At 66.3% G+C, this 13830-nt stretch carries 12 protein-coding genes and 1 tRNA gene; 8 read left to right on the forward strand and 5 right to left on the reverse strand.

Going from position 1 to position 13830, the window contains the following annotated elements; all coding sequences use genetic code 11:
• Positions 1 to 36: 36 nt before the first annotated feature.
• The gene (locus AB0C27_RS31985) at positions 37 to 840 is read right to left on the reverse strand and encodes a transposase family protein (protein ID WP_357851439.1); all 804 of its coding nucleotides are present in this window, start codon (positions 838 to 840) and stop codon (positions 37 to 39) included.
• A gap of 424 nt (positions 841 to 1264) precedes the next feature.
• The gene (locus tag AB0C27_RS31990; RefSeq protein ID WP_357851442.1) at positions 1265 to 1828 is read right to left on the reverse strand and encodes a helix-turn-helix domain-containing protein; all 564 of its coding nucleotides are present in this window, start codon (positions 1826 to 1828) and stop codon (positions 1265 to 1267) included.
• Between the two features lie 54 nt (positions 1829 to 1882).
• On the opposite strand from AB0C27_RS31990, the gene AB0C27_RS31995 reads away from it, so the two are divergent.
• The 5 genes from AB0C27_RS31995 (at position 1883) to AB0C27_RS32015 (ending at position 10350) form a co-directional block, all read left to right on the forward strand.
• A complete protein-coding gene (locus tag AB0C27_RS31995) occupies positions 1883 to 3391 on the forward strand; it encodes an MFS transporter (RefSeq protein ID WP_357851445.1) in 1509 nt (502 codons plus the stop codon).
• A 518-nt stretch (positions 3392 to 3909) separates the two neighbouring features.
• A complete protein-coding gene (locus tag AB0C27_RS32000) occupies positions 3910 to 6810 on the forward strand; it encodes a BTAD domain-containing putative transcriptional regulator (RefSeq protein ID WP_357851448.1) in 2901 nt (966 codons plus the stop codon).
• A gap of 150 nt (positions 6811 to 6960) precedes the next feature.
• Positions 6961 to 7443: an anthrone oxygenase family protein gene (locus tag AB0C27_RS32005; RefSeq protein WP_357852468.1), complete on the forward strand. Its 483-nt coding sequence runs from the start codon at positions 6961 to 6963 to the stop codon at positions 7441 to 7443.
• Between the two features lie 81 nt (positions 7444 to 7524).
• Positions 7525 to 9444: a BTAD domain-containing putative transcriptional regulator gene (locus tag AB0C27_RS32010; protein ID WP_357851450.1), complete on the forward strand. Its 1920-nt coding sequence runs from the start codon at positions 7525 to 7527 to the stop codon at positions 9442 to 9444.
• 549 nt (positions 9445 to 9993) lie between these two features.
• Positions 9994 to 10350 (forward strand): tyrosine-type recombinase/integrase, encoded by a 357-nt coding sequence (locus AB0C27_RS32015; protein WP_357852471.1) that lies wholly within the window; start codon positions 9994 to 9996, stop codon positions 10348 to 10350.
• 27 nt (positions 10351 to 10377) lie between these two features.
• Here AB0C27_RS32015 and AB0C27_RS32020 read toward each other — a convergent pair.
• Positions 10378 to 10451, reverse strand: a tRNA-Ile gene (locus AB0C27_RS32020).
• Between the two features lie 307 nt (positions 10452 to 10758).
• A complete protein-coding gene (locus AB0C27_RS32025; RefSeq protein WP_357851453.1) occupies positions 10759 to 11691 on the reverse strand; it encodes a LysR family transcriptional regulator in 933 nt (310 codons plus the stop codon).
• Positions 11692 to 11787: 96 nt separating this feature from the next.
• Between AB0C27_RS32025 and AB0C27_RS32030 the strand changes: the two genes are divergently transcribed.
• The 3 genes from AB0C27_RS32030 to AB0C27_RS32040 all read left to right on the forward strand — a co-directional run bounded on the left by AB0C27_RS32030 (position 11788) and on the right by AB0C27_RS32040 (position 13150).
• Positions 11788 to 12012, forward strand: coding sequence for a DUF6158 family protein (locus AB0C27_RS32030; RefSeq protein WP_357851456.1), 225 nt, complete (start codon positions 11788 to 11790; stop codon positions 12010 to 12012).
• A gap of 47 nt (positions 12013 to 12059) precedes the next feature.
• Positions 12060 to 12278 (forward strand): hypothetical protein, encoded by a 219-nt coding sequence (locus AB0C27_RS32035; protein WP_357851459.1) that lies wholly within the window; start codon positions 12060 to 12062, stop codon positions 12276 to 12278.
• 92 nt (positions 12279 to 12370) lie between these two features.
• A complete protein-coding gene (locus AB0C27_RS32040) occupies positions 12371 to 13150 on the forward strand; it encodes a putative hydro-lyase (protein ID WP_357851462.1) in 780 nt (259 codons plus the stop codon).
• A 73-nt stretch (positions 13151 to 13223) separates the two neighbouring features.
• On the opposite strand, the gene AB0C27_RS32045 is transcribed toward AB0C27_RS32040, so the two are convergent.
• Positions 13224 to 13808, reverse strand: coding sequence for an AAA family ATPase (locus AB0C27_RS32045; protein ID WP_357851465.1), 585 nt, complete (start codon positions 13806 to 13808; stop codon positions 13224 to 13226).
• Positions 13809 to 13830 lie beyond the last annotated feature (22 nt).

Here is a 13830-nt window from a genome sequence, read left to right on the forward strand (position 1 = left end):
TCCCAGCACAGCAGACCCCACCGACCGGCGGTAACGCTACAAATCCATACGATCACATAGCGACATCACAGGCATATGCTCGCGGAACGCACTCTGAAGGACGGCAATGGCCTTGCAGAGGTGGCCTGCCTTGCTGGGGCTGCAGCGTAGCTTTCGGAGGATCTTCCAGCTTTTGAGCTGGGCGTTCGCTCGTTCGCCGGGCCCGCGGAGCTTGGCGTGGGCTCGGTTGGCCTGCTTCTGGGACTCGGGTTTGTTCTTGCCCTTGTACGGGGTCCGGACCGGGCCTTCGGCTCCTTGATACGCCTTGTCGGCCAGGGTGATGATGCCCGCCTGCTCCAGCGCGCGCAGGATGCCCCAGATCCGGGCGGCGCTCAGGTCGTGGGCCTTGCCTGGTAGCGCTCCGGAGGTCCACAGGATGGTCCCATCGGGTGAGGCGATGACCTGGATGTTCATGCCGTGCACCCGGTGTTTGCCGGAGAAGTAGGGCCGGTCGGCCTTGACCCGGTCGATGTGGATCAGCGTGCCGTCCAGCACCAGGTAGTGCAGCCCGTCCCGCTTGGCTTTGCGTAGCGCCTGGCCGAGTTTGGGCGAGCGTGCCGACAGCAGCGCGACTGTCTCCTCCACGTACCGCCACGCGGTTGCCGTCGACACCCCGAATCCGGCTCCGAGCTCGGTGAACGTTTCGCCCTTGCGCAGGTAGACCAGCACCAGCAGCGCCTGCTGTCCCGGGTTGAGCAGCCGCCAGGCCGACCCGATCGCCTTGCGATGCCGGCGGATGAGGCCAGCAACGTAGTTCAGCGTTGAACGCGACAAATCGACGGCAGCACGATAGAAAAGCATCCGAAGCCCCTGGTTGTGACGGATCTGGTTGTGGTGATCAATCCATCTACCAGGGGTTTCTTACGTCGTCAGGCGAACGCCAGGCTCGCGATCATGCTGTGACCAGCACCCCGCCACCAGGGGGATGAAATAGCTTCAGTGATCAGTGAAGCTGGCGTGCCGTTGGGGGCCTGCTCACCCCGTGCAGGCCCCTGATGTCTTTGTCTACGGCGAGACACGTTACAGGTGATGGTGGATCATCTCTGCGGCCTGGATACTCGAGCTCGACGTGGTGCCGCAACGGCCTTGGGGGTATGGCCGTCTCCCGGGAGCCAGTGCCACCAGGGACGATGTGACCTGCCGCACTACGAGGCGTCGATACAGTAGCGGATCGCGAGGTGGAGCATTCGTTCACGGAGCATGGTCCAGACGGGTGAGCGTTCGGTCAGCGAGGACGGAGACCATTGAGCGCGACCTCGAAATACCGCTGCCAAACGCCCGCTGCGTTGCGGATGACCGCCACCAGGCCGCAGATGGCAATGTTGATGTCCGCGGTGGTCACGTTCTGCCCCGCCCTGTCGCTCACCCGCGCCTGGTCGATCAGCTTCGCGACGAGGGGGAGCAGTGCCTTACGGGGCTCGCCCCGTGGCTCGGCCGAGCCCATGACCTTCTCAATCGCCTCGGAAATGCCGCGATCGCCGGCCAGCGCCTCGCCTACGTAGTGGAGCAACCCGGCCAAGCCTTGAGCCGGATCGTCGGCGCCGGTGAGCTGGCGTGCGTTGGCGACGATCTCGGCGGCTCGGTGCTTAGCGATAGCCTCGATCAGGGTCTCCCGGGTCGGGAACTTGCGGTAGAGAGTCCCGATGCCGACGCCAGCCGCCTGTGCGACCTGCGACATCTGCATGTCGTAGCCGGACTGGGCGAACAAGGCGCGAGACGTATGCAGGACACGATCTCGATTGCATTCGGCGTCCGTACGCGTCTTGCGGCGGGTCTGCGGAGTTGACATCCGAAACGATCCCTTGCCCAGGTTCCGATCCGGAATACGGAATCCATATTCCGCATGAGAGGTCGACACGTGCCGAAGGAGCGTTTCACCCTGTTCTCACCACATGTAAAGCGGTCGACGGAGCGGTCCGATAGGGCGCTACTGGTGTGCGCGTTGCTCGTGGTAGCCGCAAATCTACGGCCGAGCCTGACTGGCGTTGGGCCGTTGCTGGATCGTGTGCAGGCCGATCTGGGGTTGGCTCCGGTCGCGGCGGGTCTGCTGAGCACGCTGCCATTGATGGCGTTTGCCGCAATATCCCCGATGGTTCCGCGGTTGGCGGCGCGGTGGGGACCCGAGCGGCTCCTCTGGGGCGCGCTCGTGGTGTTGACGCTCGGGATCGCGGTCCGGTGGGTTCCGACGGCAGTCGGTCTGTTCGCGGGAACCGTGCTGATCGGGGCAGGAATCGCCGTGGGCAATGTGCTGCTGCCGAGCCTGATCAAGCGCGATTTCCCCACCAAAGTGGGGCTGCTGACCGGCGCATACGCCACCGTGATGGGCGCTGTGGCCGCGGTGGCCTCCGGGGTGGTGGTGCCGATCAGTCAGGTCGCCCCTGGCGGTTGGTCTTCCGCGTTGGGTTGCTGGATCGTGCTCGCGCTGGCGGCCGTCGTGCTGTGGCTTCCACGGTCGCAGACTTCGCGGCAGGCCTCGGAGGCGATTCGCAGGCACCGGTTGCCGTGGGGATCGCCGCTGGCGTGGGCGGTCTCGGCATTCATGGGGTTGCAGTCGCTGGGCTTTTATGTCCTTGTGACGTGGTTGCCGCAGGTGTTCCGGGATAGTGGAGTTGGTGCGGCCGCGGCGGGATGGCTGCTGTTTCTGTTCCAGGCAGTCGGGGTGTTGACCACCCTGGTGGTGCCCACCGTACTCCGGCGGGTGTCTGATCAACGCGCGGTGGCGACGGTAGGGTCGGTGGTTTTGCTCGCTGGCTACCTTGGACTTTTGGTGGCGCCGGGATGGGCGTTGCTGTGGAGCGTTGTCCTCGGGCTGGGCGGCGGAGTTTGCCTTGTGCTCGCATTGGCTTTCCTCAGCATGCGTGCCCAGGATGCGACCGTGGCTGGCGCGTTGTCAGCGATGGCGCCTGCTGGCCGCCACAGGACCGACAATTTTCGGGCTGCTGCACACCGTCAGTTCGGGCTGGCATGCATCAATCGTTTTGATGTGCGTCGCTGCGGCTGGCCAGGTGATCGTCGCGATGGTGGCTGGCCGGGGCACGGTGCCGTCAGCCGACGGCCAGGCACCCGAGCGCGCCCCCTCGTCGGCACTAGATCGCGCTCCTTCGCCTGGGCATTGACCCGGGCGTATTGGGGCAGTTGGGGTGTGCCACATGCTGACCAAGATTGTCGCCGGGTTCGCGCGAACCTGTGCGCGACGGGCTGGCCGAGTCGAGCCCGACCTGATCAGGCTGCCTGCAGTGCTGGCGTCCCTTGGGAGGCTCTCGCGTCGGTGCTGCGGGTCAGCGACCACCGCCACGTCTCCTTGATGGCCTTGGGCGATCCCTCGCCCTTGCCCACGCGCACTGCCCCTTAGCAGCAGGTGATCCGCGTTCGGATCGTGCTGGACGCGGGATGGGGCCACTCCAACAACGAGATCTCCCATCGCCGCAGCGTGAGTGTGGACACCGTCCGGACCTGGTGCGGCCGACAAGCCGACCACGCCCTGGACGGGGTGGCCGATCGGCGCCGGCCCGTGAGAGTTGCCACACATCGAGTGCTCCGTCACGACCACACGTAGATGGACCTGGGTGTAGACCACCTGTTCGTCGCCGAGCCCGACGCTGGCCAGGCCGTGCGGGGTCAGTGTTCGCGTGCGATGTTGTCCGCGCCGTAAACGACCTGGTGGACCTTCTCCTTCTCCTCGCGCAGGACTGTGGCACTCCGACGGGCGATCCGTACGAACGAGCCTGCGGCGAAAGCGTCACGAAAGGCATGTGAAAAGACGGGTGTCTATCTTCGCGTGCGAGAGGAGGAGCTTCGCACGTGGCCTCCCGCCCGTAGATGTTCTAGGACCGCGCAGCCGCTGGCGTTGCGCCTGCTCACATGCCTCTGATGGTTCCGAAGGAGGTTGAGGTGCTTGTTTTCCGTGTGCTTGGTCCCCTGGAGGTTGAGCGCGACGGAACAGCGCTTGCGATTGCCGCGAGCAAGCAACGGATCGTGTTGGCAACGTTGCTGTTGCACGCCAATCGGTATGTCTCGATGGAGCGGCTGATCGATCGGCTGTGGTACGACGGGGGTCCGTATGATCCGCGTTCCTCGCTGCATACGCACATGGCGCGGCTACGGCACACGCTGGGCGACGGTCGAGACGAACCGGGCCTGATCGAGACCAGCCAGGGCGGCTATCTCCTGCGGGCATGTCCCGAATCGTTGGACTTGCTGCGATTTCGGCGACTTGTGGCCGAGGCAACCCAGGATCAAGGTCATGCTGAAGGCCTGCTACAAGAGGCGCTCGGGTTGTGGCGTGGAGCGTTGCTGGGCGATGTGCCATCGGATGTGCTGCATCGTGAAGAGGTGCCTACTCTGGCCGCAGAGCACATGAGCGTGCAGGAGCGCTGGTTCGACCTTGCGTTGCGCTCCGGCCAGGGTGCGCAGGTCATCGGTGAGTTGCGGGCGGCATTGAGCGCCTTCCCACTGAGCGAGCGGTTGTGCACGCAGCTCATGTTGTGCCTCTATCAGTCGGGGCGCCCGGCGGAGGCGCTAGAGGCATATGAGGCGGTACGCGGTAGGCTCCGCCAGGAGCTCGGCCTGGAGCCGAGCCAGGAGATGAGACAGGTGCAGGCTCTGGTCCTGCATCAGCAGCCGATCGAGCCAGCCCACCTGGGGATAACAAGAGAGGATGCCGCCCCCGGGTCGGAGAAGGTGAAGGGTAGCGCCGTCATGGCGGTTGCCGCTGATCGCTCTTCAGCAGAGCCAGACCCGAGTCCGCTTGTGGGCCGGTTGCCGGCCGATGCGCCTACGTTCACCGGTCGAACCGGCGAGGCGAAGTCCTTGATATCCGCGCTGGATCAGTTGGGGGTGGCGGCGATCGCCGGGCCTGGCGGCGTCGGGAAGTCCGCACTGGCCATCCACGTCACCCATCGGATCGCCAGCCGCTTTCCCGATGGGCAGTTGTACGTCAACCTGCACGGAGCCACTCCCGATGTGCCCGCGCTGACGCCGCGCGAGGCGCTGGGCCGCGTTCTGTATGCGATGGGCGCGCCTGCCTCGGCGATTCCCGACGAGGTGGAAGGAGCAGCGAATCTGTTCCGTTCGATGACGCGCGGGAAGCGGTTGTTCATCGTGTTGGACAACGCGCGGGATGCGGGGCAGGTACGTCCGCTGCTGCCCGGTGACAGGGGGTGTGGCGTGTTGGTGACAAGCCGCCGGATGCTCTCCTCCCTCGACGGAGTGCGGCACCTACAGTTGGACGTGCTACCGGAGGGAGAAGCGCACACGCTGCTCGGACGGCTGCTGGGCACTGAGCGTCTCGAGGCCGAGCCGGAGGCGAGCGCGGAGGTGGTACGGCGCTGCGGCGGGCTCCCGTTGGCCCTGCACATCGTGGCCGCTCGCCTGGCCATACGGCCTGATTGGCCGATTTCGGCTATGGCCAGCCGACTTCAGGGCGTCGAACGGTGGCCGGGCAGTGGGGAAAAGGCGGATGATCAGGCCATCCGCGCCAGTTTCATGGTGAGCTATCAGGATTTGCTGACCTGCACCGCCGGCGGGTCGGCCGCGCGCATGTTCCGACTGCTCGGCCTCTTCGACGGCCATGACATCGGTGTTCGGGCCGCCGCCGCGCTGGCGGACGTGCCTGCCGTGCAGGCTGAGAGATTGCTCGAACTGCTGGCGGACGCGCAACTGGTGCAAACGTACGTGCCCGGCAGGTACCGCATGCATGACCTGCTGCGCCTGTTCGCCCGTGAGCGCGCCGCAGAAGAGCGCGACGCGGCCGACGCGGTGCGACGTCTCCTGGACTTCTACCTGGCCACCGCGCGCCATGCAGTGGGTGCGCTCAGCCGGTCGCAACTGTGGCGAGCCGAGGTGGGGCCAGCCCTTTCACCCCACGACGGGATCGCGCTGAGGACGCGGGAAGAGGCGCTGTCCTGGACCGATACCGAAGGACACAACCTGGTGACCGTGGTGCGACAGGCGGCCGGAAGCCGGGACGACGATGTCACTGTCGCGTTGGCCGCGGCGTTGTCATACGTGCTCTTCACTCGCGGCCGCTGGAGGCAGGAACTGCGGATCTGCGAAACCGCGATGGAGGCCGCCATCCGGTCGGGCAACCCCCTGTACCTGGCCATCATCCACCAGAATCTGGGTACCGCTCTGTCGGCCAGCGATCGGATGGCCGACGCAGTCCCCCACCTGGAAAAGGCACTGCGTGCCTATCGACAGGTGGGTGTGCCTCGTCATGAGGCCACCCTGCTCGACGATCTGGGCAGTGCCATGTGCCGTGAGGGCCGCTACGCCGAGAGCATCGACTACCATCGGCAAGCGCTCCGGATCCACCGTCAGCTGGGCAACCGGCTCGGCGCAGGGATCACGCTGACCAACCTCGGACTCGTCCACCAACGGATCGAGCGTTTCCACGACGCCTCCCGCTTGCACAATCAAGCCATTGCCGTCTTTCAGGCCGCTGACAACAGTCGGCTCCATGCGGCCGCGCTGGGCAATCTCGCTGAAGCCTGCCGACTGGCGGGTTGGCCAGAGCGTGCGACCGGCCATTTCGAGCAGGCCCTCGACCTCGATCGCCGTGCGGGGCACGGCGGCTCCTACGGGTATGCCGAACGATTGTGGGGATTGGGCCAGGCTCTGCACGATCTCGGCAAGATTCACGACGCGCGCGGGTATTGGGACAAGGCTGCCGACATTCTGCACGACCTCGGTCTCATTTCCGCGAGCGACAAGCACGACATCCAGACGAGTGCCGCACCCGAAACGCCAGAGGTCATCCAACGGCAGCTTTGACGTCCTTGCCGGCAACGTACACGGCCTACGACCGTCCAATGCCGCACGAATAGGGACGACAGGCTCAAGTAAGGCGCGCGAAAGAACACGATGAAATCGTAGACGCCCAGGGTTGCAATTGAGCCATACGAGGAGGATTTTGTGGAAGGAATGCGGATCGCCGCCTTGATGATTGCCACCATATCGACGGGCCTGGTGGCAGGAGTGTTCGGCCTCTACGCGCATACGATCATGCCAGGTCTCGGGCGGACGGACGATCGGACTTTCGTCGGTGCGTTCCAGTCCATCGACAGGGCGATCATCAATCCGTGGTTCCTGGGAGGTGGCTTCTTCGGCGCCTTGGTGTTCACCATTCTCGCCACGGTCGCTCACATCGGGCGTGATGGTCTGTGCTGGGTCGCTGCTGCGCTAGTCCTGTATGCGATCACATTTGTGATCACGATCGCGATCAATGTGCCTCTCAATGACGCGATCAAGGCAGCGGGGGATCCCGACCGCATCGACCTTGCCGCGGTCCGGGAGAGGTTCAACGAGGCGCGGTGGGCGAGCTGGAATATCGTCCGTGTGATCACATCCACGACTGCGTTCGGACTGCTGGCCTGGGCGCTAACGCTGTCGGGGAGGTCAAGCTAGCGGGCGTGTGGCCGAGCTGTCCGACGAGCTTCCGCCGAGTGGTGGGAGAGAGGTCCAGGCGGTGGAGTGGTGTTCGACACAATGGAGAAGATAGGCGATGGGCTGCATTTCAGCGTTCTCGGCCAGCTGGAGATCGTCAGAGGGGGAGCTCCAGTTATCATTGCGGCGGCTAAACAACGAGTGGCTTTAGTCGCTCTGCTGTTGCAGGCCAATAATCTGGTCACCAGGCATGAGCTGATTGATCGGATATGGGCGAACGACCTCCCGGTTGACCCGTCGGCTTCCTTACATACGCATATCGCCCGGCTTCGGCATGCTCTACGTGGTGGGCGGCATCTGATAAGGACGCACGATCTGGGCTACTCGATACAAGCCAGTGCGGAGACGCTGGACGTGCTGCGTTTCCGCCATCTCGTAGGGTCGGCCGCAGAGGTGAGATCGCGGGATGACGCCGGGCAAGAGGCGCAGTTGCTGCGTGAGGCGCTGGCGCTGTGGCGCGGCCCCGTCCTGGCCGACGTCGCCTCGGAATCCCTGCACCGTGAGGTTGTGCCGCCCCTGGAAGAGGAACGTCTGCGCGCGCAGGAACGCTGGTTCGAGGTATGCATCAGGCTGGGTGAGCCCGTCGAGGTGATTCCGGACCTGCGAGCGGCCGTTGATGCGCACCCCACGCATGAACGGTTCTGGGCTCAGCTGATTCTCGCGCTTTCTCTAGGGGGACGTCAGGTGGAGGCGCTCGAGACGTATCGGACGGTCAGCGAGCTGCTCCATACGGAGCTCGGCCTCGACCCGGGTCCGGAGATTCAGCAGGCGCATGAGCGCATCAACAGCTCCCTCTCGATGGTGCCACAGGCGCCGTTCCAGCAGGCAACCGGTTGTCTCGTACCGGCTGAATTGCCCGCCGACACTGGCGCGTTCACAGGCCGGGCCACCGAGGTGGAACGTCTGTGTGACCACATGATCGGCGGCACCCGGCAGCCGGCGATCTTTGCGATCAGCGGCGTCGGCGGAGTGGGCAAATCGGCACTGGCCATCCATGCCGCGCATCAGATAACCAGTCATTTCCCCGATGGCCAGTTGTATGTGGATCTGCACGGCGCCCGCGTCGACATCGAGTCGCCGCCACCTGATGAAGTGCTCAAGCGGTTCCTGCGCTCTTTGGGCCTGGCGGAGGCGGCCGTGCCCGCCTCGGTCGAGGAGGCGGCAGCCCGGTTCCGGTCCATGACCAGCGACAAACGGGTGTTGGTGGTGCTGGACAACGCTCGCGATGCTGAGCAGGTGCGTCCGCTCATTCCCGGAGGGCTCGGGTGCGGTGTGATCATCACCTCTCGGCGCACGCTCGCTCCTTTCAGCGGTGTCGTTCATCGTGGCCTCGACGTGCTGGCCGAGGAGGAGGCAGGCCTGCTTCTGTCGCGCCTGGTCGGGCCGGAACGTATCGAGGCGGAACCTGAGGCTGCGGCCAGTGTGGTGCGGTTGTGTGACGGCCTGCCGTTGGCGCTGTGCATCGTGGCCGCCCGTCTGGCCGCGCGGCCGGCCTGGTCGGTCGCCGCGCTGAGGGACAGGCTCACGAGCGAGCCGCACCGGTTGGCCGAACTCCAGATGGGCGATCGGGCGATCCGTGCCAGCTTCGAGGTGAGCTACCGAGATCTTACGAGGGGCTGCGACGGCGTCGACGCCGCGCGGCTGTTCCGACTGCTAGGAGTGTTCGGATGCAAGGACGTGGGTCCGGAGGCAGTCGCGGCTCTGGCCGACCTTCCTGTCGGACGCGCCGACGAGCTACTAGAAAGCTTGGTCGAGGGCCAACTGGTGGAGGCGCTCGGCACCGGTCGCTACCGCATGCATGACTTGCTCCGTTTATACGCTCGCGAGTGCGCCGAGACGTTCGGCACCATGCCCGTCACGGCCGCGCCGTGCCCCGCGGCCTGCACTGCTGCCGGGAACTGGACGCGCCGCGACACCGTTGCTGAACCGAGCGGCGGTAGGTGTGCTTGTACCCCGGCATGAACGAGCGCCGATTCGGCCGATCCGATCGAGGCCTGGATTCCTTACCCACCTCACCATCATCGGTGAGGTCTCCGCTAAGGTCGGCACGGTCAAGGTCGCTGGCTGAGAGATCCTCTTTTCGCCCTCAAAGTGCACTCCGAGCCCACTGCCGAGCGTCGAAAGGGATGCCGCGGTCCGCCCGCCACGAACCAAGACGAGTGGGAGCCATAGTGATGGCAAATCCAGATGTTATCGACTGGGATTCGCTAGCTGATGAAGATGACGGCGAGACGGTTTCCTACTTGCGCGAGATATATCCACTAGATCCCTGGGAGGTGGAGAGGTTATTGAGCGTGGAAGCGCTCGTAGCGCTGGCTGGCAATCCGCATACTGACGCCGATCAGCGGGCCCGTGTGCTCCTCATCCTCGCCCAAGACGGAGTCGTCGGACGCGGTGGTCGCGCTGGACTCGGGAACGGTGGCTGTCCTTCGGGCGCACAGGGAGCGGCAGGAGGCGGAGCGGCTGGCGGCGGGGTCGGCGTGGATCGACAGCGGGCGGATCTTCACCAAAGTGGACGGCAGCGAGTTGACGCCCGACTGGGTCAGCGAGCATTTCGAGCGGTTGACGTTCGCGGCCGGTCTGCCGCCGATCCGGCTGCACGATCTTCGCCATGGCGCGGCCACACTGTCCCTGGCGGCCGGGAACGACATGAAGACGACATCGGCGATGCTGCGGCACTCCAGCATCTCGATCACGGCCGATCTTTACACGACGGTTCTGCCGGAGGTGGCGCGGGAAGCGGCCGAAGCGAGTGCTGCCCTGGTGCCCCGGGCTGTCGTGGTGACGGGGGCGTCCGAGACTGGCGGTCTCCCCTCGGTCTCCCAAGCGGGGAACCATCGCCCTGCGGACTCGACGGGATCAAGGTAGCCGCAGGTAGAGCACCAGGTGGAAAGGTAGGGCGGGTGGGACTTGAACCCACGACCCACGGATTATGAGTCCGATGCTCTGACCGGCTGAGCTACCGCCCCTGGATTGAGTTGTACGGCGACGAGAGGATCATGCCACCCCGCGCAAGCTAAGGCTAGAGCATCGGATGCGATAGCGGTGCCCGCTGGATGGGTGACAGGTCTCCGCCGACATCATTCCACGTCTGTCGTTGTCGGTGGAGCGTAAGTCGATCATAGTCGGGGGCTGGGAGCTCCGGGGGCGGGTGGGGGAGGGGCGGCGAGTACGGGGGCGCGGCTCGCACTCGCCGCGAAAGTGGGGCTATGAGGTGGTTCGGGCCCAGGGTGTGCGTGCCGGTTCCGGTGCTGGTGAAAGTAGGGAGGTGGAGGGTCAGGGGGCGGTGCCGTAGCCGGGGTTGCGGACCAGCCAGTCCGAGTAGATCGGGCTGCGGCGTACGGCGTCCATGTGGGCCTGTTTGGCCTGGGCGACGACCCAGGCGGCTTCGGGGGCGGTGGGGTGGCGGCCGAGGAGTTGGCGCCAGCGGAGCGGGGCGCCGGCCAAAGGGATCATGGTGAGGCCGGGGGCCGCCTGGTGGGTGGCCTGGCAGAGGACGACGGCGCGGCCGACCTGGGCGAGGTGGACGCAGGTCGGTACGTCGGTCTCGTAGATGGTGCCGGGGGTGAAGCCGGATCGGGCGCAGGCCATCGCGAAGCAGTCGGCGAAGCAGCCGTCGCCGGGCGTCACCGCCCACTGTTCGTCGGCGAGGTCCGCCAGTTCGACCTCCTTCTCCTTGGCCACCGGATGGGCGTCTCGGACCAGGCAGAAGACCGGGTCGAGGCTGATCGTCTCCCACAGCAGGGTGCCGGTGGGGGTGCCGGAGTCGCCGCAGGCGCCGGTCAGTACGTAGTCGAGGCGGCCCATTTCGACCATGCCGTTGAGTTCGCGGGCCGACCAGGACGTGTACGTGCTGACCTTGCGCTCCGTGGCGAGCCGGTCGACGAGGCCGCCGAGTATCGGCCCGTTGGTGGCGCCTATGCGGAAGCCGGGAGAGGGGGCGTGCGCGAAGCGTACGGCTTCCTCCTGCAGCTCCTTGGCGGCGGGGAGGAGCACGCGCGCCCTGGCGAGCACGAGTTCGCCGAGGCGGGTGGGCCTGGCGCCGTGGCGGTCGCGTTCGAAGAGGGTGCCGCCGAGCAGCCTCTCGATGCGCTTGAGCTGTGCGGTTAAGGCCGGTTGTGCCAGCCCGAGCAGGGACGCGGCCTTGCTCACACTTCCCGCGTCCGCGACCGCGCGGACGATCCTGAGGTGCCTGAGCTCGAGGTCCATAACGGGAAGGTAAGGCGGCGATGTCTTACAGACAATGCCTCTATGTCAGGAAATGTGACAGATATTGTTCGGAGCTTCCTGGGGTAGGGGGAGCCCATGACGACGATGGGAATAGATCCGGCCCAGCTCAGCGACGATGATCTGGTGCGTGAGCTGCGCCATTTGCACGCCACGCGGAGCGATACCTTTTTCCACGGTTCGGACGACGCGCTGACCCACCACACGTCGCGGACGAACGAGCTCGAAGCCGAATACCTGCGCCGTGTCCCGGATCGCGAGGTCGACCCCGCGCGGCTGAGGGAGGGAGCGAGGCAGCGATGATGAGTAAGGCTCATGATGTGCAGGACCATGACGTTCAGCGTCATGATGTGCAGGCACTGTCGGATGTGGATATTCACGTCTACGAGGCTGTGGCGTCTCAGGTGGTGGAGTCCGGTGGCACGGGGCTCGGCGCGGTGGTCCGGGCGTGCGGGCTGACGGAGGAGGAAGTGCGCGAGAGCCTGGAGCGGCTGGTCGGGCATGGGTACGTGGTCCCGCGGGGCGACGGGTACGCGCTCGGCCATCACACGTTCGAGGTCGAATACTAAGATCCGCTCGGCCTGGAGCCAGGCGTCAAGACGGGTACGCGACCCGCTCCCAGGTGGTGGACCGGCGCACGCCGGGCTCTTAATGTCAGAAGGTGGACGTCGCCGAACTGAGCCCGGCGCAGGCGCGGGAGCGCTTCCGCGGTGGTGAGCGAGTGCCCACCGCCGGCTGGTGCCGGGGCTACGCGCAGGCCAACCTCATCGCGGTGCCGAAGCGGCTGCGGTACGAGCTGCTGCTGTTCGCCCATCGCAACCCCCAGGCGTGCCCGGTGCTCGACGTGGGGGAGCCGGGGGCCTGGTCGACTGACCTGTTCTCCGGCGACCTGCGTACCGACCTGCCCGGCTACCGCCTCTACCGGGACGGCGTGGCGGTGGCCGACCTCGGTGACGTGGTGGCGGAGTGGCGCGATGACCTGGTGCCGTTCCTCATCGGCTGCTCCTTCACCTTCGAGCGGGCGCTGCTCGCGGCCGGAGTGCCGGTGCGGCATCTGGAGGCGGGGACGAACGTGCCGATGTACGTCACCAGCCTGCCCTGCGAGGCGACCGGCAGCCTGTCGGGCCCGCTGGTCGTGTCGATGCGGCCGGTGCCGGAGGCGCTGGTGCCGACCGCGGTCGAGGTGAGCGGACGCTATCCGATGGTGCACGGCGCGCCCGTCCACGTGGGCGACCCGGCCGCGATCGGGATCCGCGATCTGAGCAAGCCCGACTACGGGGATCCGGTGGAGATACGGGCGGGGGAGGTGCCGCTGTTCTGGGCGTGCGGGGTGACGCCGCAGGCGGCGGTGCTGGCCAGCGGCGTCGAGTACGCGATCGGGCATCTGCCGGGGCATATGGCGATCACGGATGCTCGGGACGATGACTATTTGGTGATTTAGCGCGATATTTCGCCGCAAGTGCCTCTTGCAGGCGTCGTACGCTTCGCGGTACACCTGCTGGCACCTGGCCGTTTCACTCGGCCGCCGCACATGCTCGCGGCGGGATGCCCGCCGCCGTGAGCTGCTGCCCGATCGGCGGCGCGCCGCGTCGGTTGTCGATCTCCAGGTGCGGTACGACCGGCGGCTCGTTCACCCGGATGGCGCGTAGATAATCATCGAACGCGGACAGTTTGCCCGTGTCTCTGCTCAGGCCCCTGGCCGTCAGGCGTTCGCGCAGGGTCGGGCCATCGGAACGAACCCACAACAGACGGACGGGCGGGCCGCCCAGTTCCTCCACCCACCGCTCCCACCGGGCCGCGTCGTGCACCTGCGTGGTGAACGGGCCGTCCAGCGCGACCGGGCAGCCGTGGCCGCGGATCTGGCGGGCGATCACGGTCAGCCCCGCGTATTCGTGGTGTTTGACGTGCTCGTCGTACCAGGGGCCCTCGCGCTCGCCGTCCGGACGGCCGTGGGCGCGCAGCACCTCCGCCACCAGGCCGCCGTACACGGTGTCCTTGTCGAGCAGGGCCGGTACGGGGGACAGGCGGGCGAGCAGCTCGGCCGCGACCGTGGACTTGCCCGCGCCCGGCGGCCCGCTGATCACCCACACAGTGCTCACGCGATCACCGTAGCCCGGGCCG

It is taken from the genome of Nonomuraea sp. NPDC048882, assembly GCF_040649755.1.
Taxonomy (GTDB): domain Bacteria; phylum Actinomycetota; class Actinomycetes; order Streptosporangiales; family Streptosporangiaceae; genus Nonomuraea; species Nonomuraea maheshkhaliensis.

Coding starts and splice junctions, on each gene's coding strand:
- AB0C27_RS31985 (WP_357851439.1), bottom strand. CDS start 840: ATGCTTTTCTATCGTGCTGCCGTCGATTTGTCGCGTTCAACGCTGAAC.
- AB0C27_RS31995 (WP_357851445.1), top strand. CDS start 1,883: ATGAGAGGTCGACACGTGCCGAAGGAGCGTTTCACCCTGTTCTCACCA.
- AB0C27_RS32000 (WP_357851448.1), top strand. CDS start 3,910: ATGGTTCCGAAGGAGGTTGAGGTGCTTGTTTTCCGTGTGCTTGGTCCC.
- AB0C27_RS32025 (WP_357851453.1), bottom strand. CDS start 11,691: ATGGACCTCGAGCTCAGGCACCTCAGGATCGTCCGCGCGGTCGCGGAC.
- AB0C27_RS32010 (WP_357851450.1), top strand. CDS start 7,525: ATGGAGAAGATAGGCGATGGGCTGCATTTCAGCGTTCTCGGCCAGCTG.
- AB0C27_RS32030 (WP_357851456.1), top strand. CDS start 11,788: ATGACGACGATGGGAATAGATCCGGCCCAGCTCAGCGACGATGATCTG.
- AB0C27_RS31990 (WP_357851442.1), bottom strand. CDS start 1,828: ATGTCAACTCCGCAGACCCGCCGCAAGACGCGTACGGACGCCGAATGC.
- AB0C27_RS32005 (WP_357852468.1), top strand. CDS start 6,961: ATGCGGATCGCCGCCTTGATGATTGCCACCATATCGACGGGCCTGGTG.